The sequence below is a fragment of the Candidatus Pelagibacter bacterium nBUS_36 genome (assembly GCF_051201215.1).
Lineage (GTDB): Bacteria > Pseudomonadota > Alphaproteobacteria > Pelagibacterales > Pelagibacteraceae > Pelagibacter.
In genome coordinates, this window is sequence record NZ_CP172839.1 from 1,143,224 (window position 1) to 1,165,173 (window position 21,950).

A 21,950-nucleotide genomic window follows, 5' to 3' on the forward strand; every position below is an offset into this window, starting at 1 on the left:
ATTGAAATATCTTTCTAATAAAAATGGATTTTTAGGTATTGATAATAAGGTCAATTTTAGAGAAAAAGTTGTAATAGTTCCTTTTGGTCTTGAAAAAACGGTGAGCTATGGTGGTGGAACAAAAAATGGTCCAAGAGAAATAATAAAAGCATCTCATCAAGTGGAACTCTACGATGAAGAATTAAATTGTGAACCTTATAAAAAAATAGGCATTAAAACCTTAAAGCCATTTAAAATTGATAAAAATATCAAAAAAGCACTTAGCAAAATGTCTAAAATTAATGAAGAAATTTTAGACAAAAAACTCTTCCCCATGACTTTCGGTGGCGAACATTCAATTACACCCGGATGTATTGTTCCTTTTACAAAGAAGTATAAAGATATCTGTCTTTTACACTTTGATGCACACGCAGACTTACGTGAAAGCTACAATGGAGAAAAATTTTCACATGCCTCAGCAATCAAAAGATGTTTAGATTATCCAAATGTCTCTTTAATTTCATTTGGTATAAGAAATATATCAGAAGGTGAGATTCCTTTTTTAAAAAAAAATTCATCAAGAATTAATATATTTTGGGCCAAGGATAAAAATAAATGGAATCTCAATAAATTTAAAAAATTAATAAAAAATAAGACTGTTTATCTAACTTTTGATGTGGATGGATTGGACTCTAGTATTATGCCTGCAACCGGAACACCTGAGCCAGGTGGATTGTTGTGGGATGAAACTTTAAATATTATTAGAATTGCAGCAAAGAATTCAAAAATTGTTGGGGCAGATATTAATGAATTATCGCCAATAAAAGGTTTTAATTCTTACAATTTTCTTGTGGCAAAACTAGCTTATAAAATTTTATCTTACAAATTTTTATATTAAAATTAAATTGGCTTACCTATTTTAAGTAAAATTTTAAATGGTACTAACATTATTAAAGATACAAATAGTTTTACTGCTAAATCACCTAATGACAATGTTACCCAAGGAACTTCTGTTGCATAGAATGATATGGAAAAAAATAAAAAAGTATCAACTATTGATCCAATTACAGATGAAGTTAAAGGTGCTATAAACCATTCTTTTTTTCTTAAATGGTCAAAAATTTGAATATCTAATAGCTGTGCTGCAATAAAAGCAATTCCAGATCCAATTGCTATTCTAATAGAGATTAGATCAGCAAAATCAGTTGAAAATAAAAGAGTAAAAATAATTCCTATAAAAAATCCAAAATACACAATTTTTCGAGCAACAAATTTACCATAAAATCTATTAGCTAAATCCGTGATTAAAAAAGCAACTGGATAACTAAAAGCACCATAAGTAAGGATTTCATTTAACCCATAATAATTGATTGGAAATTGAACAAGATAATTTGAAGATAAAACAACCACTCCCATCAAAACTGATAGGGTAACAAAAAATTTGTTCATTAAGCTGTTTTAGCTACCGGCTTTTTCTTAAATGGGGATTTGATTAAAATACCTTTTTTCAATTTTTTAAGTCTTGGAGATAAATTTTTGTTTTTTACTGCTTTGAGATATTCGTCAAAACTACCTTTTTTATCAACAGATCTAACACCAGAATTACTAACTGTTAGTTTTAAACTTCTTTTCATTAACTCGCTAGTAAACTTAACTTTTTTCAAATTAGGTAAAAATCTTCTTTTAGTCTTATTGTTAGCATGACTAACGTTGTGACCCTTCATTGGGATTTTACCAGTTAATTCACATTTTTTTGACATAATAATAGTGCCTATATAAGGGGAGATAATGAAAGCGTCAAGTTTAATAGATTTAAGATAGAGTTTTATTTCCTATAATTTCAGTATAATTCTTAACACCGTCTCTTATTAATAATTCTTTTAGGTCTTTTTTAATAATTCCTGCAATATTTGGACCTTTAAAAACCATACCTGTATAAAGTTGAACAAAATCGGCTCCTGATGTGAATTTATCATAAGCTGCTTTACCAGAGTCAACTCCGCCAACTCCTATAATTTTAATTTTACCTTTTAATAATTTGTAAAATTTACCAATTAAAATATTAGATTTTTTTTCTATTGGTTTTCCAGACAATCCTCCTTTTTGGTGTCTTTGAATATTGCTGAGTTTATCTCTCGAAGTTTCTGATGTGTTAGAAATAATAATAGCTTGTATTTCATTTTCTAAAAGAATTTCAGAAATCAAATTAATTTGATTTTCATTAATATCTGGTGAAATTTTTACAGCTATTGGAGTGTTTGAATTTAAATTAGTTTTTTCTCTTAAAATAGACTTTAACAACTCTTGCAATTTACTTTTTTCATGAAAATTTCTCAAGTTTTCTGTATTTGGTGATGAAATGTTAATTGTGATATAATCTGCAACTTCATGAAAGGTTTTATATCCAGTTAGATAATCTTTTAATCTATCATCAGTATCTTTATTAGGACCAATATTGATGCCAAGTAATCCTAGATTATTTTCTGATCTAATTCGGTTTCTCACAACATCTGCACCATGGTTGTTAAATCCTAGTCTATTAATTAATGCCTGATCTTCCACAAGTCTGAAAACTCTTGGTTTAGGATTCCCATATTGCTTTAATGGTGTGATAGTGCCAACTTCGACAAATCCAAAACCTAATTTAAATAATGCATTGTATACCTCAGCATTTTTATCAAAACCTGCTGCCATGCCTATTGGATTATCTAATTCTTTATCAAAGAACTTGGTCTTAAAAATTGGATCATTTTTACTTTCGTCAAATATACTTGGTATTAAATTAAACTTTAAAGATTTAATTGCTAATGTATGGGCTTTTTCAGGATCTATTTTAAATATTAAAGGTCTTAATTTTGAAAACATTATTTTAATTTATTCATTAATAACTCTTTAGTTTCTTTTACTCCAAAAAAACTTATAAAAAATCCCATTCGGGGTCCATTTTCATCTCCAAAAACTACTTGATAAATCAATTTAAACCAATCTCTTAAATTTTCAGCATAACCATTTTCTTTGCCAGCTGAATAAATCAGTGTTTGAATATCCTCAGGAGACATATCATCATTACATTTTTCTAAAGTTTTAACCAATGCCTCAAGAGCTGACAACTCTTTTGAATTTGGGGTTTTGTATTTTTTTTGCGCTTTAATTACATCATTAAAATATTTGATTGCATAACCTACTAACCCATCAAAAATGGGATAATTTTTTTCAGAAATATCAAGCTTGTATTTTTTTACAAATTTCCACAATAAGTCCTTACTGTCAGCATTACTTGTTTCAACTAAATTTAGTAACATTGAAAACGTCATAATCATATCTTCTTTGGGAACATTGCCATTATGAACATGCCAGACAGGATTCATTAATAATTGTAGTTCATTTTGTTTTTTTGATTTTTCAATACAATCTAAATATTCATCAACAGCTTTTGGAACTATTTCTTTATATAGTTTTTTTGCTCTTTTTGGATTTTGATACATATATAAAGATAAACTTTCTGGTGAAGCATACTCCAACCATTGATCAATAGTTATTCCATTTCCTTTTGATTTAGAAATTTTTTCACCTTTTTCATCTAAAAAAAGTTCATAAGCAAATCCAGATGGATTTTTCTTACCTAATAAATTAATTATTTTTGTCGATAATATTGCACTCTCAATTAAATCTTTTCCGTACATCTCAAAATCCACGTCTAAAGCATACCATCTCATAGCCCAATCTACTTTCCACTGTAATTTACAATTCCCATCTAATATACTTGCTTCTAATTTCTTTCCTTTATTGTCAAAAATAATTTTAGATTTTTCTTTATCAATTTCTAAAACAGGTATCTCCAAAACATGTCCTGTGTCAGGGCAAATTGGTAAAAATGGACAATAAGTTTGTTGGCGCTCTTTACCCAAGGTAGGAATTATAATATTCATAATTCCATCATAATTTTTTAAAATAATTTTTAAGGTTGGATTAAAAAAGCCACTTTTATAAAGTGATGTAGAGCTTTGAAAGTTATAGTTAAATTTAAAACTATCTAAAAAATTTTTTAGCATTTCATTATTATGCTGACCAAAACTATCAAATTTTTCGAATGGATCAGGTACTTGCGTTAATGGTTTATGAAGATTATCATTTAAAAGTTTTTGATTTGGAACATTATCTGGAACTTTTCTTAAACCATCCATATCATCTGAAAATGTTATTATCTCAGTTGGAAGATCTGATAATTGACTTAAGGCATTAACCATCATTGATGTTCTAGCAACTTCTCCGAACGTTCCAATATGAGGAAGACCACTTGGACCATAACCAGTTTGAAGTGTAATTTTACCTTTTTTTTCAATAAAAGATTTTCTTTCTCGAAGCAATTTTTTTGCTTCTACAAAAGGCCAAGCGTTAGTTTTGTCTAAATTTTCTTTTTTAATCATGAATTATGCTTCTAAAAAATCTTAAAATAGTGATTTTATTAATTCTTATAGAGTTGAAATTTATTTACCATAAAATAATGTTCTTTCAAAATGTCTAATTATAAAACTGTTTTTTTTACACTTGGGATTTTACAAATAATTCTAGGGGTATCAATGTTTGTTCCAATTGCCGCTCAATTTGTTTACTCAGAAGTAGACTCTTCGTTTTTTGGAGCATCAATTGTAACAATTATTTTTGGGACTTTATTTTTTTTATCCAACTTAGATCATGATAAAAAATTAAATTTACAGCAAGCTTTTTTATTAACTGCGCTCTCATGGTTGAGTATTGCTATTTTTGGATCTCTTCCATTTATATTTTCTACAATTGAGCTATCAATAACTGATGCTTTTTTTGAAAGCATGTCTGGAATAACAACTACTGGTTCCACTATTATTTCTAATTTAGAAAATACACCCAAAGGTTTATTGTTGTGGAGAGCTATACTGCAGTGGCTAGGAGGTATTGGTATTATCGTTATGGCAATTACACTAATGCCAATAATGAATGTAGGTGGAATGCAATTATTCAAAATTTCTAGTAACGACTCAACTGAAAAGATACTTCCAAAATCAAAAGAAATAGCTTTACGATTGATCTATATTTATTCAGGCTTAACCACACTGTGTGCCATTACATATTGGTTTTTTGGAATGAGTAAATTTGATAGCTTAACACATTCAATGACGACTATAGCAACGGGTGGTTTTTCTAATTACAACAAATCAATTGGCTATTTTAATAGTGTTCCAATAGAAATCTCATCAATGATATTCATTATTTTAGGTAGCTTACCTTTTATCGCTTATATCAAATTAATAAATGGAAATAGAAGAATTTTTTTAACTGATGTTCAAATAAAAACTTTTTTAAAAATTATAATTGCAACTGTAATTATCTTATCAATGTATTTATTAATCAATAATAATGGTAATTTTAGTTTGCGATCAGTTTTTTTTAATACTATTTCAATATTAACTGGTACCGGCTATGTAAATGCTGAATTTGATGGATGGGGTAGTTTTCCATTAACTTTATTTTTAGCTCTAATGTTTATTGGTGGCTGTGCAGGATCAACTACATGTGGAATTAAAATTTTTAGAATTCAAATCTTATATTTATTTATATCAAATCAAATCAAAAAAATTATTTATCCGAAAGGGGTATTTGTAATTAAATATGATCAAAGTTCTGTGGATGATAAATTTATTGCTTCAATAATTTCTTTTATTTATCTCTACTTTGTAATATTTTTTATACTAACTGCATTGTTGTCTTTAACAGGTCTTGATTTTATCACTGCAATATCTGGAGCAGCTACCTCAATTTCAAATGTTGGGCCAGGATTAGGTCCTATAATTGGTCCTAATGGAGATTTTTCATCTTTACCTGATATTTCTAAATGGATCTTAACTATTGGAATGATTTTAGGTAGACTTGAGCTCTTTGCAATATTAGTATTATTCTTACCATCTTTTTGGAGAAACTAAAAATGCTTGAAATAAAAAAACAATCTTTGTCAGAAACTTTTTCAGTTTATCTAGATAGAAGAATGTTTAGAATATTATTACTTGGGGCTATCTCTGGCTTTCCATGGGTTTTAATAGGAAGTAGTTTGAGCTTATGGCTTAAAGAAGAGGGTTTAAGCAGATCAACTATTGGTTGGGCAGGATTAATATTTGGTGTTTATGCTTTTAACTATTTGTGGGCACCTCTAATTGACAGACTTCAAATTCCATATTTAACCAAAAAACTTGGCCACAGAAGAGGCTGGATAGTATTAATGCAAGTTGCAATTTTAGTTTGTTTAATTGTTTGGAGTTTTATAAATCCAACTGAAAATTTAGCACTATTAATTACTATAGGTTTAATTATTGCTATAGCTTCAGCTACACAGGATATTACTGTAGATGCTCTGAGAATTGAACAAATTGGTGAGAACGAGGGTAAATCTATGGCAGCTGGTGCTGCTATGGCAGTTGTTGGTTGGTGGAGTGGATATAAATTAGGAGGTGTAATAGCTTTGTTTACCGCTGAATACTTTCAAAATATCGGTATAAACAATTACTGGCAATCAACTTTTTTAATTTTAGGAATTGTGGTAATTTTAATGAACATCGGTCTAATGTTCGTTCATGAACAAGCTTCAAATATTAGGAAATTTAACCAAGAAGCAACAGATAAATTAATCCAAAACAAACTTGGTTCACAAAATATTTTTTCAAAAACTATAGCTTGGATAACTGGAACTTTAGGAGGTCCTGTGGCAAGTTTTTTCAAAAAAAATGGTTTTTCTATAGCATTAGGAATTTTGGGTTTTGTGTTTTTATTTAAAATTGGTGAAGCATTTTTAGGTCGTATGTCTATAGTCTTTTATAAAGAAATAGGATTCTCCAAAAGTGATATTGCAATTTACTCAAAAACTTTAGGATGGGTGACTACAGTTATATTTACATTGCTTGGTGGACTTTTTGTAATCAGATCTGGTGTTTTAAAAGCGATGTTTCTTGCAGGAATATTAATGGCTGCAACTAATTTATTATTCACTGCTTTAGCATGGAGCGGGAAATCAGAATTATTATTTGCAGTTGCTGTAATTTTTGATGATATAGCTGCAGCTTTTGCAACAGTCGCTTTTGTAGCTTTTATTTCATTACTAGTAGATAGAACTTACACCGCAACTCAGTACGCACTACTTGCGTCTATAGGAACAGCTGGAAGAACTACACTTGCATCATCATCTGGTGCTTTAGTTGACTGGTTAAATGGAGATTGGGGAATGTTTTTTATTATAACGGCTATTATGGTTATACCATCATTAATCTGTTTGTGGTTTATTAAAGATAAATTAAAGTTAAGTGAAAAATAATTTTTTTTTCAAAAGTCAATTTTCAAATATTTATAAAAAGTCTTCTAAACTTTCAGAAGTAACATCTCAAATTCTATATGGAGAAAAATTTAAAATTTTATCAAAAAATAAAAATTGGATTAAAATAAAATCTTCATTTGATAATTATATTGGCTACATTAAAAATGAAAAATATGACAATAAACATAATCCAAGCTATAAAGTTTATTGTTTAAAAGCTACTATTTTTAATAAACAAAATAAAAATACAAAAAAATTTTTACCCTTTGGATCAAGAGTTTCGGTAATTAAAAAAAATAAAAAATTTTTAGAATTTGAAAATAATAAATGGTTAAAAGTAAGTGATTTAAAAAAAATAAATCACAAAGAAAAAAATTTTGTTAAAATATTTAAATTATTTTTAAAAACTAAATATGTTTGGGGTGGTAAAACATATAAGGGTATAGACTGCTCAGCATTATTGCAGTTATATTACTATTACAATAAATCGTTTTATCCAAGAGATACAAAAGATCAAATCAAATATTCAAAAAAAAATACTGAAAGAAAAATTTTCAAAAAAGGAGATGTCATTTTTTGGAAAGGACATGTCGCAATATGTGTTAATTCTAAAAATTTAATACATGCCTATGGTCCTGAAAAAAAAGTTTTAGTTATGTCGACAAAAAAAACAATTGAGAGAATTAAAAAAACAGCAAACCTAGTTATAAAAAAAATATCCTCTATTAAATATTAATTTCTGCCGAAATCAGGTTTATCAATATCTTGTTTTAACTTAATAATTTTTGATCTTACTTTTTTAGTTTGAATTAATTTTTTTAAGATTGATTTATTATTTTTAGAATTAATGTCTTTTTTAAAAGAATTTAAATTTTTGATAAATAAATCAATAGCTTTTGAGATATTTTGTTTATTATTAAAGAATATATCTCTCCACATGATTTCATTAGAAGCTGCTATTCTTGAAAAATCTCTTAAACCACCTGCACTGTATTTAATTAAGTTAAAATTTTGAATTTTTTCAAAATCTTGTGCTGATTTTACTAAATTATACGCAATCAAATGCGGTAAGTGACTGGTCATAGAAAAAATTTTATCGTGTTTTTCAGGTGTCATAACAACAACCTTTGAGCCAATTTTTTTCCAAAAATTATTCAAAATTTTTAAATGGTTTTTCTTAGTATTTTTCTCTTTAATTAACACACACCACTTTTTTTCAAATATATCATGTTTGCCATGCTCTGGTCCACTTACCTCAGAGCCCGTAATTGGATGACTTTGAGTCCAAAAAACATCTTTTCTCAAATATTTTTTAATAATCTTTGAAGACTCTAATTTTGATGAACCAATATCTGTTATAATAGTTTTTGTAGATAAAAATTTATTCATTTTAAAAATAAGATTTTTATATTCACTCATAGGTGTACATAAAATAATCAAATCTGAATTTTTAACACCATCCTCTAGCTTTTTAACAATTTTTCCAGGAAGTTTTAATCTTTTAATTTTTGCAAGATTCGAATTTGATTTTTCATAAATATAGATTTTATTTGCTATCTTTTTTTTTTGAATTCTTCTCAATAAAGACGACCCCAACAAACCACATCCGATAATTAGAATTTTTTTCATATTAATTTAATATATCTTTTACAGCACTCATAAATGCTAGATTTTCATTTTTAGACCCAACAGTTAATCTCAACTTATTTTTAATATGATATCCTTCAGCAGTAGACCTTACAATAATCCCTTTTCTTTTCAATTGTTCATAAACATATTTAGCTGTAAATTTACATTTCTCAAAATCTAACAATAAAAAATTTGCAGAAATGGAATTTGATGAAATATCAAATTTTTTGAGGTATGCCTTAATCTTCTTTGCAAAATATAAATTATGTTTTACTGAGCGTTCAATAAAATCTCTATCTTTTAACGATTCTGTTGCAGCTAATTGTGCAAGATGGCTAACATTAAATGGAGCTTTAATAACATTTAATGCATCAATTATCTTTTTTGATCCATGGCCCCAACCCACTCTTAATGAAGCTAATCCAAATATTTTAGAAAATGTTCGTAATACAAAAACATTATTTTTATTCTTAAATAAATCTAATCCAGATTTATAATCTCTATTTTTCATATATTCTGCATAAGCATCATCTACTACTAATAAAATATTTTTATTTAGTTTTTTTCTAAGTTCTAATATTTCTTTTTTTGTCAGATAAGTTCCTGTTGGATTATTAGGGTTTGCTATAAAAACAATTTTAGTTTTTTTAGTTACTTTTTTAAGTATTTCAGCAGTAGAAACTTTAAACTTAATTTCTTTAGCAAAAAGAACTTTGGCACCAACAATTTTAGTGTAAATTCTGTACATTAAAAAACTGTATTGAGGAAGCACAACCTCATCTTTTGGCTTTAGAAATAACTGACAGATCATTTGAATAACTTCATCAGATCCTGCCCCACATATAATTTTCTTAGCATTACACTTGTATTTTTTGGATATCTCTTTTCTCAAAATCTCAGATTTACCATCTGGATATCTCTCTAGGTTTAATTTTTTATTTGATATTATCTTAATTGCTTTAGGACTCATTCCTAAGGCTGATTCATTAGCTGATAATTTAACTATTTTTTTTAATTTTTTAAATTTTGATTTACCAGGCTTATATGCCTCGATATTAAATTTTTTAAATTTTGGAGTGGTCATTTTTTTAGTTTATGTGTTCTTTATAGATAAAATTATAAATTTTTACACTGAATAAGACATAATTTAAAAAAATTGACATAATAAATAACTTCTTGTACAAAATTTATGCGCTGATTTAACTGAATTGCGAGCGCTTAAAAAAAACCGCTAAAATTGTTTTTTTTCTCTCAATTCAAATATTGGTACTTATTATGAATATTGAGAAAAAACTAAAAACTCTGATTGTTAAAAAACCACTTAAACTTGATTGTGGAAAAACTATCAACAATTTTCCAATTGCTTACGAAACTTACGGATCTTTAAATGAAAAAAAAGATAACGCTATTTTAGTTTTTCATGCTCTTACTGGCGATCAATTTGTCACTGGTCTAAACCCTGTTACTAATAAAGATGGATGGTGGTCATATGCAGTAGGTCCTGGGAAAGCAATTGATACTAATAAATATTTTGTAATTTGCTCAAATGTAATTGGTGGATGCTTAGGATCATATGGACCAAGTCACAAGGATCCAGATACACAAAAAGTTTTTGGTACAAATTTTCCTGTAATTACAATTAATGATATGGTTAATGCTCAATACAATTTACTTGAACTCTTTGGTATAGATAAACTTTTTTCAATTGTTGGTGGTTCCATGGGAGGTATGCAGGTTCTTCAATTTATTAGTAATTTTCCAGATAAAGCAAAAACTGTAATACCAATTGCATGCACATCCAATCATTCTGCTCAAAATATTGCTTTCAACGAACTTGGTAGACAGGCAATTGCTGCTGATAGTAATTGGAATGAAGGAAATTATAGTTCTAATAAAACTATACCTGATAAAGGTCTGGCAGTTGCAAGAATGGCTGCTCATATCACATATCTTTCTAAAAAAGGTCTTCAAGAAAAATTTGGACGAAAATTACAAGAAAGAGAAAATCTTAAATTTAGTTTTGATGCAGACTTTCAAATTGAGAGCTATCTTAGATATCAAGGATCTGTTTTTGTGGATAGATTTGACGCAAATTCTTATCTTTATATCACAAGAGCGATGGATTACTTTGATTTGGCTAATCAATTTAATGATAATTTGTCTGATGCTTTCAAGGATACCCAAGCCAAATTTTTTGTAATTTCTTTTACTTCAGACTGGCTTTATCCAACTCAAGAAAATAAAGATATCGTAATTGCTTTGAATGCTATTGGGGCTGATGTTGGTTTTGTTGAAATTGAGTCAGACAAAGGACATGACTCCTTTTTACTTGATGTTCCAGAATTTTTAAGTGCTTTAAAAAACTTTTTAGAAAAATCATATACAAATAATTAATTATGAAAAATGAATTTAAAGTTATTGCTAATTTAATTGAAAAAGACACACGCGTTTTAGATGTTGGATGCGCAGATGGTACTTTAATGAAATATTTAAAAGATAATAAAAACATTAATATTAGAGGATTAGAATTATCCAAAAGTAAAGTACACGAATGTATTGCAAAAGGTCTTACAGTCATTGAAGGAAATGCTGAAAAAGACTTACAACAGTTTCCAGATAAATCATTTGATTATGTTGTGTTAAGTCAAACACTACAGGCATTTTTAGATCCTGAATTGGTTATTAGTGAATTATTAAGAGTTGGTAAAAAAGCAATAGTTACTATCCCTAATTTTGGTTATTGGAAAGTAAGACTACACTTATTGACTAAAGGTACAATGCCAATAACTAAAGCTCTACCAGATGAATGGTATAACACGCCTAATTTACATATGTGTACAATCAAAGATTTTGTATATTTTATAAAGTCTAAAAATTTTAAAATTTTTAAATCACTAGCTCTCAATAATCGAAATGTTTCATTAATAAATAATACAAATCTTGGTATTAAAAACTTATTTGCTGATTTAGGTATTTTTTTAATTGAGAAATAATATGATTATAGAAACAATTCCTTGTCTTCAAGATAATTACAGTTATCTAATTGTTGATGAACAAAATAACAATGCTTGTGTTATTGATCCTAGTGAAGCTAAACCAGTAATAGATTTGGTAGAGAGAAAAAATCTTAATTTAAGATATGTTTTAAATACACATCATCATCATGATCACATTGGTGGAAATGAGGAATTAAAAAAAAAATATAATTCAAAAATAGTTGGATACAAAGGTGATGCTAAAAGAATTCCTGGAATAAATGTTTTAGTAGAAAATAATCAAATTTGGAAAAGTGATAATTTTGAAGCAAAGATTATTCACATTCCTGGTCATACTACAGGCCATATTAGTTTTTATTTTTTTAATGAAAAAATAATCTTTACTGGAGATACATTGTTTTCGCTTGGTTGTGGAAGAATTTTTGAGGGCACTTATCAAGAAATGTTTGAGTCCTTAAATAAAATAAAAAGTTTGCCTGAAGATACTAAAATTTATTGTGGACACGAATATACACTTCAAAATTCTAAGTTTTGCATCAAGCATGACCCTGAAAACTTAAATCTTCAAAACAAAATATCAAAAATTACAGAAAAACATCAAAAAGCCCTACCCACAATTCCATCTACTTTAAAAGACGAAATAGAATGTAATATATTTCTCAGGGCAAAAAACGTTGAATCCTTTTCAAAATTGCGAGATTTAAAGGATAATTTCTAATTAATTCGACTTGACTAAAACTTTGCTAGAACTATATTGCGTTAACTTAAATTTAAAATCATACAATGTCATACGCAATAATAAAAACAGGTGGAAAACAGTATAAAGTGAAAGCTGGGGAGATCTTAAAAATAGAAAAGTTACCTGACTCAAAACCTGAGTCTAAAATAGAATTTAATGAAATTCTTGCATATGGTGATGATAAATCTATTGAGATTGGTACTCCGACTGTAAAGGGTGCAAAAGTAGAAGCTGATTTAATAAAAAATGGCAAGGATAGAACAATTTTAATCTTCAAAAAAAGAAGAAGACATAATTCAAGAAGAAAAAATGGTCATAGACAAGAACATACTATGATTAGAATTAACAAGATTTTTTCAAAAGATGGCAAGGTGTTATCTGAAGCAGAAAAAATGGTCAAACCAACTAAAAAAGTTGATACTGAGGTTAAAGTAAAAAAAGAAGCAACAAGTAAATAAGCTAGGTAAATTATGGCAACAAAAAAAGCAGGTGGATCATCGAGAAACGGACGTGATAGTGCTGGGCGTAGACTTGGTGTTAAAAAATACGGTGGCGAAACAGTAATACCTGGAAACATAATTGTAAGACAAAGAGGAACTAAAATTTTTCCTGGTGAAAATGTAGGAATGGGTAAAGATCATTCCATTTTTTCAGTAGTTAAAGGTAAAGTTGTGTTCAAAAAATCTAAAGCAGATAGAACTTTCGTTTCAGTAAAACCTAATTAATAGTACAACTTAAATAGATGTTGTATTATGAAATTCCTAGATCAAGTTAAAATTTATATTAAAGCTGGAAACGGTGGCGATGGCTCACCAAGTTTTAGAAGAGAAAAGTATGTTGAATATGGAGGTCCTGATGGCGGGGATGGTGGCAAAGGTGGATCAATAATTTTAAAAGCAGAAGAAAATCTTAACACGTTAATCGATTATAGATATCAACAACATCATAAAGCTCAACGAGGAGAAAATGGTGCTGGTCAAAACCGTACAGGTAAAGGTGGGGATGATTTATTTTTAAAAGTACCTCTAGGAACTCAAGTTTTTGAAGAAGATAATAAAACATTAATATTTGATTTTAATAAAAAAGGAGAGGAGTTTGTTGCGGGTATTGGTGGAAAAGGTGGACTTGGAAATACAAGATTTAAAAGTTCAACTAACAGAGCACCCAGAAAATTTACCAAAGGAGATATTGGTGAAGAATTTACAATATGGCTTCAATTAAAAACTATTGCTGATATTGGAATAATTGGATTACCTAATGCAGGAAAATCAAGCTTGCTAGCTGCTATAACTAATGCAAACCCAAAAATTGCAAATTATAGATTTACTACTCTAAATCCTAATCTTGGAGTTGCTTCTTACGATGATAAGGAAATAACCATTGCAGATATTCCGGGACTTGTAGAGGGAGCCCATGAGGGTGTGGGTCTTGGGATTCAATTTTTAAAGCATATCGAAAGATGTAAATCATTATTACATTTAATAGATATTACAAATTTAGATTTAAATGAGTCTTATGAACAGGTTAAAAATGAATTAAAAAATTATAGTTCAAAACTGATAGATAAAAAAGAACTTGTGGTACTTAATAAAATTGACTTAATTGACGAAGACACTGCTAAAGATGTAATTGATCATTTTTCTAAAGGTAAAAATTGTGAGATAATGACTATGTCAACTCTAGAAAAGGACTCGATATCGAAAATTAAAGCAAAACTATTGTCATATGTATCTTAAAAACTCTAAAATAATTGTAATCAAAATTGGATCCTCTTTATTGGTTGATAATAATAAAAAAGTAAGAAAAGAATGGCTATCGAGCTTTGCAAAAGACATCAAAAAATTAAAAAATAAAAATCAAAAATTAGTCATTGTAAGTTCAGGTGCGATAGCACTTGGATGTAAAAAAATGAACATTAACAAAAAAACTATTAAGCTTGATAAGAGTCAAGCTATAGCTTCTATTGGTCAAATCGAACTGATGAATTTATTTTCTCAAACCTTTAAAAAATATAAATTAAATATCTCACAAATTTTACTTACTCTAGAAGATACAGAGACAAGAAGAAGATCATTAAATGCAAAAAGGACTTTTGAAAATTTATTTGACCTTGGGTTTATTCCAATTGTTAATGAAAATGACACTATAGCTACAACTGAAATAAAATATGGTGATAACGATAGATTGGCATCAAGAGTTGCACAAATAACTAGTGCAGATACATTAATTCTTCTTTCAGATGTGGACGGACTTTATACAAAAAACCCTAAAATATTTAAGGATGCAAAATTAATTAAAAAAGTAAATGATCTAAAAAAAGATTTAAAAAAAGTTAATGTAAAGGGTGTTAACGAATATGGTAGTGGCGGCATGCAAACTAAAATTGAAGCAGCAAAAATTTGTCAATTAGCAGGTTGTAATATGGTTATTGCAAATGGACTTCACTTAAATCCTATTTCAAGAATTACAGAAAAAAATGATTGTACATGGTTTGGATCCAAAGTTTCAAAACTTGATGCTAGAAAAAAATGGATCATAAGTTCAATTGCACCAAAAGGTTCTATTGTAATCGATGATGGCGCAAAAAAAGCTTTAAGATCTGGGAAAAGTTTATTAGCTGCTGGAATAAAAAAAATTTTTGGAAAATTTAATAAAGGAGATCACATAAAAATTCTTGATATAAAAAATACAGAATGCGCTAGGGGTTTAAGTTCATTTACATCCGATGAAATACTAAAAATAATGGGGCATCATTCGAATCAAATTGAAAAATTATTAGGTTATGTTGCTAAATCAGAGGTTATTCACAAAGATGATATGGTAGAAATTTAGATGAATAAATACATGAATTTAATTGGCATTAAAGCTAGGAAAGCATCTAGTAAAAAAATTTCCACCAAAACAAAAAATAAAGTTTTAAAAGATTATGCTAAATTACTTGATAAAGAAAAAAATTTTATTCTTAAAGAAAATACTAAAGATGTTAGATTTGCAAAAAACAAAGGGTTAAAAGATAACTTAATAAATAGACTCGTAATAAATGAAAAAAAATTAGACGATATTAAAAATTCAATTCTTAAAATTGAAAAATTGAAAGATCCAATTAATGTTATTTTAAATAAATGGAAAAGACCTAATGGATTAAATATCAAAAGAGTGACTATTCCAATAGGTGTTATTGGTGTTATTTATGAGAGTAGACCAAACGTTACTTCTGATGTTGCAAGTTTATGCTTTAAATCTGGAAATTCAGTAATCTTGAAAGGTGGGTCTGAAGCAATAAACACAAACCGAATTTTAGCTAAACTCTTTAGAAAAGCCTTAAAATTAAATAAAATTGATGAAAATTATATTCAGTTTATTGACTCAAGAGAAAGAAAAATCGTGGACATTATGCTTTCAAAAATGAAAAATTATATTGATATTATAATTCCTCGTGGTGGAAAAAACTTAGTTAAAAGAGTTCAAGATCTCTCAAATGTTCCTATCATCGGACACCTTGAAGGACTGTGTCACACATTTATTGATAAAGATGCTAATTTGAAAATGGCAATTAATATAATTTATAATGCAAAATTAAGAAACACCGGCATATGTGGTGCTACGGAAACTATTCTTATACATAATAAGATAGTAAAGAAATTTTGTAATCCTGTTTTAAAGAAATTAGAAGATGAAAATTGTAAAATATATGGAGATAAAACTTTAAAAAAACATTACAAAGGTAATTTATTCCCAGCAAAAGAAAAGGACTGGTCTACAGAATACTTAGATGCGGTCGTGTCTGTTAAAGTTGTAAAAACTTATAAAGAAGCTATCGATCATATAAATAAATATGGAACTATGCATACAGACTCTATTATTACTGAAAATAAAAAAACAGCTGTACAATTTTTAAAGAATGTAAAAAGCTCAATTGCAATGCACAACACCTCGACTCAATTTGCTGACGGTGGTGAATTTGGTTTTGGTGGAGAAGTAGGTATTTCTACAAACACACTTCCTCCAAGAGGTCCTGTTGGTTTAGAACAATTAGTTTCATATAAATATGAAATTTCAAGCAAAGGAAAAATAAGAGATTAAATTGATCAATAAGAAAATTAAAATTGGAGTTTTAGGTGGTTCTTTTGATCCAGCTCACAAAGGTCATTTGGCAATATCTAAAGAAGCTAAGAAAAGATTTAATCTTAAAAAAATCATCTGGGCGATTACAAAAAAAAATCCACTAAAAATAGAGAGCAAAACATCACTTTTAAAAAGAACTCAAAATTGCAAAAAAATTATTGGATTAAATTCTTTTATAAAAGTAAAGTTTTATGAAAATGTAATAAAATCAAACAAGACTATTGATTTAATTAATCACCTTAAAAAAAATAAAGATATAGAAATTTATTTTTTGATGGGAGCTGATAACTTGATTAATTTTCATAAATGGCAAAAATCAGAATCAATATCGAAAAAATGTAATATTGTTGTATTTGACAGGCATGGATACAAAAAAAATTCTTTAAAATCAAAGACATTTAAGAAACTAAATAATAAAACTCTCACATTTGTTGAATTTAAGAAAGTCAACATTTCATCTTCTCAATTAAGAAAAATTTGATAGTCTAAATTTAATTAATGGATAAAATTTCTGATCTCAAATCTGTTGTAATCAACACACTTGATCTTAACAAAGCACAAGACATTGTAACTATTGACCTTAAAGATAAAAGTTCAATGGCTGACTACATGATCATTGCAAGCGGAACATCGTCTCGTCACATTCAATCTTTGTCAGAACAAGTTTTAGAAAAATTAAAAAACAATGGTGTTAAAAATTCTAAAATAGAAGGAAAAGAAAGTAGTGAATGGAAATTGGTCGATGGAATTGATTTAATAGTACACATCTTTCATCCTGAAAAAAGAAAATTTTATGAGCTTGAAAAAATTTGGTCTGAATTAATTCCAAAAGAAAAAGTTATAATATGAAAAAAATTAAATTTTATTTAACAATTTTTTTGGCTATATTTCTTTCTATCAATACAATTAATTCAGCAGAAATTGATATTTATAAAAAAATTGATCTTTTTGGTGAAGTCCTTGAAAAAATAAATAAAGAATATGTTGAAGAAACTGATCAATCCAAAGGTATGGACGCTGCAATAAATGGTCTTCTTCAATCACTTGATCCATATTCGTCATATATGTCTCCAGAAATTTTCAAAGAAATGCAAACTGAAACTAGTGGAGAGTTTGGTGGTCTTGGAATTGAAGTCAGTATGGAAGCAGGAGTTGTAAAAGTAATTACTCCAATTGATGATACTCCAGCATCAAAAGCTGGCATTAAAGCAGGAGACTACATTGTAAAAATTAATAACATTCAAGTTCAAGGTAAATCTTTAAGTGAAGCAGTTGATTTAATGAGAGGACCTGTTGACTCTAGTATCGAACTAACAGTAAGAAGAAGAGGAGTTAAAAAAGCTTTAACATTCAATATAGTTAGAAAAATAATTGAAGTGCAATCTGTAAAATCTGATTTACTAGAAAATAATATTGGATACATTCGATTAACTTCTTTTAATGATAACAGTAGCGAACAAATAAAAAAAAAATAAAAAAATTAAATAAAAATAAAAATTTAAATGCATTTATTTTAGATTTAAGAAATAATCCGGGGGGACTTTTATCCCAAGCAATTAAAATCTCTGATTTTTTTCTAGAAAATGGTGAAATAGTATCAACAAAGAGTAGGAAAAAATCTGAAAATAGAAAATGGTTTGCAAAAAAAGGGGATATCACTGAGGGTAAAACTCTGTTGGTACTAATCAACTATGGTTCTGCATCTGCTTCTGAGATTGTTGCTGGTGCGCTAAAAGATCATAAAAGAGCTATTATACTTGGAGAGAGCAGTTATGGAAAAGGATCTGTACAGTCAATAATTCCTTTAAAAAATAAAGGTGCAATACGTCTAACTATTGCAAAATATTACCTACCCTCTGGAAAATCTATCTCTGAGGTTGGTGTGAAACCTGATATTGAAGTCAATGAAGACAGTGATAATTTTAGAATAAAAACTGATACAGACAATCAATTAAATTACGCAATTAAACTACTTAACGGATAATATGAAAAAAAGCTTCAGTGAACTACCACTAAGAATTGGGGTAGGAATAATTGTGCTAAATAATGAAAACAAAGTATTTGTTGCAAAAAGAATTGATAATACAAAGAATTTTTGGCAAATGCCTCAAGGTGGAGTTGATGAAGGTGAAGATTTCTTAAAAGCGGCCTATAGAGAGCTTGAGGAAGAAACTAGCATTAAAAGTGTAGAATTAATTAGAGAGTTAGATGGCACTATAACATATGATCTTCCTGATCGTTTATTAGGAATAATTTGGAAAGGTAAATACAGAGGTCAAAAACAAAAATGGTTTTTAATGAAATTTACAGGTACAGAACAAGAGATAAATATTAAGACTAAAAATCCCGAATTTTTAGAATGGAAATGGATTGAACTTGATCAAATTACAGAATTTGTAGTGGACTTTAAACTACACGTTTACAAAAAACTTCAAGAAAAAGTTAAAAAAGTTATTAATTAAGAGATTTTAATACTTCAATTTTTTGATCAACCAAATACTTGGATTGGTCATTTATTTCTGGATTATTTGCTTCTTCTTCAGCTGTTTTAAGTAAATCCTGTTGTTTAGATTTATCCAAATCTGTGAGATTAAATATTGAGCTTGTCAGGATTGATAGATTGTTATTCTTAAATTCAACAATTCCATCCTCAACATAGTAATTTTCAACACCAGATTTTGACAAAATCTTTATAATACCTGGCTTTAAAAATGAGATTATAGAAATGTGATCTTTAAGTATTCCCATCTCGCCTTCAAAGGCAGGGACAACTACTTCAGAGGCATCTTCCTTAATTAAAAAAGATTTTTCTGGATTTACTATTTCAATCTTAAACTCTTCACTCATTAAGCGGCGGCTTCCTTAGCCATTTTTTCAGATTTTTCTATTGCTTCTTCTATAGTTCCAACCATATAAAAAGCTGCTTCTGGAAGGTGATCGTAGTCACCTTTGCAAATTGCAGCAAAGCCTTTTATTGTTGAGTCTAAATCAACTAGTTTACCTGGAGATCCAGTAAATACTTCCGCAACAAAGAACGGTTGAGATAAAAATCTTTGGATTTTTCTAGCTCTAGCTACAACCAACTTATCTTCCTCAGACAATTCATCCATACCCAAAATAGCTATGATATCTTGTAGAGATTTATATGTTTGTAAAATTTTTTGCACTTCTCTAGCAACTCTATAGTGTTCATCACCAACAATCCTAGGGTCCAAAATTCTTGAAGTAGAATCAAGTGGATCAACTGCAGGATAAATACCTATTTCTGCAATTTGTCTTGAAAGAACAGTAGTAGCATCCAAGTGAGCAAATGATGTTGCGGGCGCTGGGTCAGTTAAGTCATCGGCAGGTACATAAATAGCCTGTACTGATGTAATTGATCCTTTGTTAGTAGTGGTAATTCTTTCTTGAAGATTACCCATATCAGTTGCAAGTGTAGGCTGATAACCAACAGCTGATGGTATTCTTCCCAATAGTGCTGACACCTCTGAACCTGCTTGTGTAAATCTGAAAATATTATCTACGAAAAAAAGAACGTCTTGACCTTCTTGATCTCTAAAATATTCAGCTACAGTTAATCCTGTAAGAGCAACTCTAGCTCTAGCTCCTGGAGGCTCGTTCATTTGTCCATAAACTAGTGCAGCTTTAGATCCAGCTCCATCCTTTTTAATAACTCCTGAATCTATCATCTCATGATATAAATCATTTCCTTCTCTAGTTCTTTCTCCAACTCCTGCAAACACTGAAAATCCACCGTGTGCTTTTGCAACGTTATTAATTAATTCCATAATTAAAACTGTTTTTCCAACTCCAGCTCCACCAAACAGTCCGATTTTTCCACCTTTTGCATATGGTGCTAGTAAATCAATTACCTTAATACCTGTAACTAATATTTCTGTTTCTGTAGATTGTTCGTTAAATTCTGGTGCAGCTCTGTGAATAGGCCAGCTTTCTTTTGTTTTTACTTCGCCTCTTTCATCAATAGGTTCTCCAATTACATTTATAATTCTTCCTAATGTTTCAGGGCCAACTGGAACTTGGATAGGCGCTTTAGTATTTGTCACCTCATCACCTCTTTTTAAACCTTCAGTAGCATCCATTGCAATTGTTCTAACAGTAGATTCTCCTAAATGCTGAGCAACCTCTAAAACTAGTCTGTTATCTCCATTTTTACATTCTAAGGCTGTTAAAATTTCTGGAAGATCTCCATCAAATTTTACGTCTACTACTGCTCCAATAACTTGTGTAATTGTTCCTTTGCTCATAATTATAAACTCTCTGCTCCTGATATGATTTCTATTAGTTCTTTAGTAATTGCTGCCTGACGACTTCTATTATACTCAATAGTAAGCTTGTCAACCATTTCACCTGCGTTTCGGGTTGCATTATCCATTGCACTCATTCTTGAGCCCTGTTCACTAGCTGAATTCTCTAACATTGCCTTAAATATTTGTGTTGAAATATTTTTTGGCAATAAATTGCTTAAAATCTCATCTTCATCTGGTTCAAACTCATAACTATCCTCAGATTTATCATCCTCTGAATTTTCAACATTTAAAGGAATTATTTGTTGTGCTTGAGGAATTTGAGTAATTACATTTTTAAATTGATTGTAAAAAATAGTACAAACATCAAACTCTTCAGCTCCAAATTTTTCGATTACCATTTTACCAACTTTTTCAGCATCGAAATAATTGGCATGTTTTGACTCTTTAAATGAAATATTTGCAATTATCTTGTCACCAAAGGCTCTTTTAAGTTGGTCGTTACCTTTTGAACCTACAGTAATGATCTTTAAGTCTTTTCCATCTTTTGAAAGTTTAGCAAAATAGCTTTTGGCTTTTTTAATAATATTTGAATTAAAACCACCACACAAACCTCTGTCAGAAGTCATCACAACACATAAATGAACTTTATCATTACCTGATCCAGATAATAATTTTGGAGCATTTTCTTTGTCAGAAATCCCACTAGAAAGATTTAGAATTATATTATTCATTTTTTCTGAATAAGGTCTTCCCCTCTCAGCACTCTCTTGGGCTCTTCTAAGTTTAGCTGCCGCTACCATCTTCATAGCTTTTGTAATTTTTTGTGTAGACTTTACACTAGCTATTCTTTTTTTAAGATCGTCTAAACTTGCCATAAT

The 21,950-nt window shown here is 28.9% G+C and carries 24 protein-coding genes and 1 pseudogene; 16 read left to right on the plus strand and 9 right to left on the minus strand.

Translation table 11 applies throughout. The annotated features are described in order from the left end of the window. Position 1: 1 nt before the first annotated feature. Positions 2–877, plus strand: a complete 876-nt coding sequence (gene speB / locus ACIJYI_RS06210; protein ID WP_435114755.1) for an agmatinase — start codon at positions 2–4, stop codon at positions 875–877. A 2-nt stretch (positions 878–879) separates the two neighbouring features. On the opposite strand, the gene ACIJYI_RS06215 is transcribed toward speB, so the two are convergent. Genes ACIJYI_RS06215 through ACIJYI_RS06230 form a run of 4 tightly spaced genes read right to left on the minus strand, consistent with a single transcriptional unit; the run spans position 880 to position 4,406 of the window. Further along, positions 880–1,428 (minus strand): queuosine precursor transporter, encoded by a 549-nt coding sequence (locus tag ACIJYI_RS06215; protein ID WP_435113763.1) that lies wholly within the window; start codon positions 1,426–1,428, stop codon positions 880–882. Continuing rightward, positions 1,428–1,739: a 50S ribosomal protein L28 gene (gene rpmB / locus ACIJYI_RS06220; protein WP_435113765.1), complete on the minus strand. Its 312-nt coding sequence runs from the start codon at positions 1,737–1,739 to the stop codon at positions 1,428–1,430. The genes ACIJYI_RS06215 and rpmB overlap by 1 nt, the downstream gene beginning before the upstream one ends. A 52-nt stretch (positions 1,740–1,791) precedes the next feature. Beyond that, positions 1,792–2,844, minus strand: coding sequence for a quinone-dependent dihydroorotate dehydrogenase (locus ACIJYI_RS06225; RefSeq protein WP_435113767.1), 1,053 nt, complete (start codon positions 2,842–2,844; stop codon positions 1,792–1,794). Then, positions 2,844–4,406, minus strand: coding sequence for a lysine--tRNA ligase (locus ACIJYI_RS06230; protein ID WP_435113769.1), 1,563 nt, complete (start codon positions 4,404–4,406; stop codon positions 2,844–2,846). The genes ACIJYI_RS06225 and ACIJYI_RS06230 overlap by 1 nt, the downstream gene beginning before the upstream one ends. Before the next feature lie 90 nt (positions 4,407–4,496). On the opposite strand from ACIJYI_RS06230, the gene ACIJYI_RS06235 reads away from it, so the two are divergent. From ACIJYI_RS06235 to ACIJYI_RS06245, 3 genes are read left to right on the plus strand one after another with little or no spacing between them, the layout of a single operon-like run. Then, positions 4,497–5,936: a TrkH family potassium uptake protein gene (locus ACIJYI_RS06235; protein WP_435113771.1), complete on the plus strand. Its 1,440-nt coding sequence runs from the start codon at positions 4,497–4,499 to the stop codon at positions 5,934–5,936. Between the two features lie 2 nt (positions 5,937–5,938). Next, complete coding sequence (locus ACIJYI_RS06240; protein WP_435113773.1) at positions 5,939–7,315, plus strand: AmpG family muropeptide MFS transporter; 1,377 nt, start codon at positions 5,939–5,941, stop codon at positions 7,313–7,315. After that, complete coding sequence (locus ACIJYI_RS06245; RefSeq protein ID WP_435113775.1) at positions 7,305–8,051, plus strand: NlpC/P60 family protein; 747 nt, start codon at positions 7,305–7,307, stop codon at positions 8,049–8,051. The genes ACIJYI_RS06240 and ACIJYI_RS06245 overlap by 11 nt, the downstream gene beginning before the upstream one ends. On the opposite strand, the gene ACIJYI_RS06250 is transcribed toward ACIJYI_RS06245, so the two are convergent. Beyond that, positions 8,048–8,944, minus strand: coding sequence for a prephenate dehydrogenase (locus ACIJYI_RS06250; protein WP_435113777.1), 897 nt, complete (start codon positions 8,942–8,944; stop codon positions 8,048–8,050). The two genes, ACIJYI_RS06245 and ACIJYI_RS06250, sit on opposite strands and share 4 nt — an antisense overlap. Position 8,945: 1 nt before the next feature. Then, positions 8,946–10,028 carry a histidinol-phosphate transaminase gene (hisC, locus tag ACIJYI_RS06255; protein WP_435113779.1) on the minus strand — a complete coding sequence of 361 codons (1,083 nt, stop codon included), beginning with the start codon at positions 10,026–10,028 and terminating at the stop codon, positions 8,946–8,948. A gap of 191 nt (positions 10,029–10,219) precedes the next feature. Between hisC and metX the strand changes: the two genes are divergently transcribed. The 12 genes and pseudogenes from metX to ACIJYI_RS06315 all read left to right on the plus strand — a co-directional run bounded on the left by metX (position 10,220) and on the right by ACIJYI_RS06315 (position 19,266). Next, on the plus strand, positions 10,220–11,338 hold the full coding sequence (gene metX, locus ACIJYI_RS06260) for a homoserine O-acetyltransferase MetX (protein ID WP_435113781.1): 1,119 nt from the start codon (positions 10,220–10,222) through the stop codon (positions 11,336–11,338). A 2-nt stretch (positions 11,339–11,340) separates the two neighbouring features. Beyond that, the gene (metW, locus tag ACIJYI_RS06265; RefSeq protein WP_435113783.1) at positions 11,341–11,937 is read left to right on the plus strand and encodes a methionine biosynthesis protein MetW; all 597 of its coding nucleotides are present in this window, start codon (positions 11,341–11,343) and stop codon (positions 11,935–11,937) included. A gap of 1 nt (position 11,938) precedes the next feature. Further along, positions 11,939–12,658: a hydroxyacylglutathione hydrolase gene (gene gloB / locus ACIJYI_RS06270; RefSeq protein ID WP_435113785.1), complete on the plus strand. Its 720-nt coding sequence runs from the start codon at positions 11,939–11,941 to the stop codon at positions 12,656–12,658. 65 nt (positions 12,659–12,723) lie between these two features. Beyond that, positions 12,724–13,137, plus strand: a complete 414-nt coding sequence (rplU, locus tag ACIJYI_RS06275; protein ID WP_435113786.1) for a 50S ribosomal protein L21 — start codon at positions 12,724–12,726, stop codon at positions 13,135–13,137. Between the two features lie 12 nt (positions 13,138–13,149). Then, positions 13,150–13,404 (plus strand): 50S ribosomal protein L27, encoded by a 255-nt coding sequence (gene rpmA / locus ACIJYI_RS06280; protein ID WP_008544325.1) that lies wholly within the window; start codon positions 13,150–13,152, stop codon positions 13,402–13,404. A gap of 27 nt (positions 13,405–13,431) precedes the next feature. Beyond that, on the plus strand, positions 13,432–14,415 hold the full coding sequence (gene cgtA / locus ACIJYI_RS06285; protein WP_435113788.1) for an Obg family GTPase CgtA: 984 nt from the start codon (positions 13,432–13,434) through the stop codon (positions 14,413–14,415). Then, positions 14,405–15,511 carry a glutamate 5-kinase gene (proB, locus tag ACIJYI_RS06290; RefSeq protein WP_435113790.1) on the plus strand — a complete coding sequence of 369 codons (1,107 nt, stop codon included), beginning with the start codon at positions 14,405–14,407 and terminating at the stop codon, positions 15,509–15,511. Before cgtA ends, proB begins: the two co-directional genes overlap by 11 nt. Next, positions 15,512–16,762 (plus strand): glutamate-5-semialdehyde dehydrogenase, encoded by a 1,251-nt coding sequence (locus ACIJYI_RS06295; protein ID WP_435113792.1) that lies wholly within the window; start codon positions 15,512–15,514, stop codon positions 16,760–16,762. It begins immediately after the preceding gene. Positions 16,763–16,766: 4 nt separating this feature from the next. Then, on the plus strand, positions 16,767–17,285 hold the full coding sequence (gene nadD / locus ACIJYI_RS06300; protein WP_435114756.1) for a nicotinate (nicotinamide) nucleotide adenylyltransferase: 519 nt from the start codon (positions 16,767–16,769) through the stop codon (positions 17,283–17,285). Between the two features lie 17 nt (positions 17,286–17,302). Then, positions 17,303–17,653: a ribosome silencing factor gene (gene rsfS, locus ACIJYI_RS06305; RefSeq protein ID WP_435113794.1), complete on the plus strand. Its 351-nt coding sequence runs from the start codon at positions 17,303–17,305 to the stop codon at positions 17,651–17,653. Further along, positions 17,650–18,788 (plus strand): annotated as a pseudogene (locus ACIJYI_RS06310) (S41 family peptidase). Before rsfS ends, ACIJYI_RS06310 begins: the two are co-directional and overlap by 4 nt. A gap of 1 nt (position 18,789) precedes the next feature. Next, the gene (locus ACIJYI_RS06315) at positions 18,790–19,266 is read left to right on the plus strand and encodes an RNA pyrophosphohydrolase (RefSeq protein WP_435113796.1); all 477 of its coding nucleotides are present in this window, start codon (positions 18,790–18,792) and stop codon (positions 19,264–19,266) included. Here ACIJYI_RS06315 and atpC read toward each other — a convergent pair. Genes atpC through ACIJYI_RS06330 form a run of 3 tightly spaced genes read right to left on the minus strand, consistent with a single transcriptional unit; the run spans position 19,259 to position 21,947 of the window. Continuing rightward, the gene (gene atpC / locus ACIJYI_RS06320; protein WP_435113797.1) at positions 19,259–19,651 is read right to left on the minus strand and encodes an ATP synthase F1 subunit epsilon; all 393 of its coding nucleotides are present in this window, start codon (positions 19,649–19,651) and stop codon (positions 19,259–19,261) included. The two genes, ACIJYI_RS06315 and atpC, sit on opposite strands and share 8 nt — an antisense overlap. Continuing rightward, complete coding sequence (gene atpD, locus ACIJYI_RS06325) at positions 19,651–21,069, minus strand: F0F1 ATP synthase subunit beta (RefSeq protein ID WP_435113799.1); 1,419 nt, start codon at positions 21,067–21,069, stop codon at positions 19,651–19,653. The genes atpC and atpD overlap by 1 nt, the downstream gene beginning before the upstream one ends. 2 nt (positions 21,070–21,071) lie before the next feature. Next, complete coding sequence (locus ACIJYI_RS06330) at positions 21,072–21,947, minus strand: F0F1 ATP synthase subunit gamma (protein ID WP_435113801.1); 876 nt, start codon at positions 21,945–21,947, stop codon at positions 21,072–21,074. Positions 21,948–21,950: the final 3 nt, after the last annotated feature.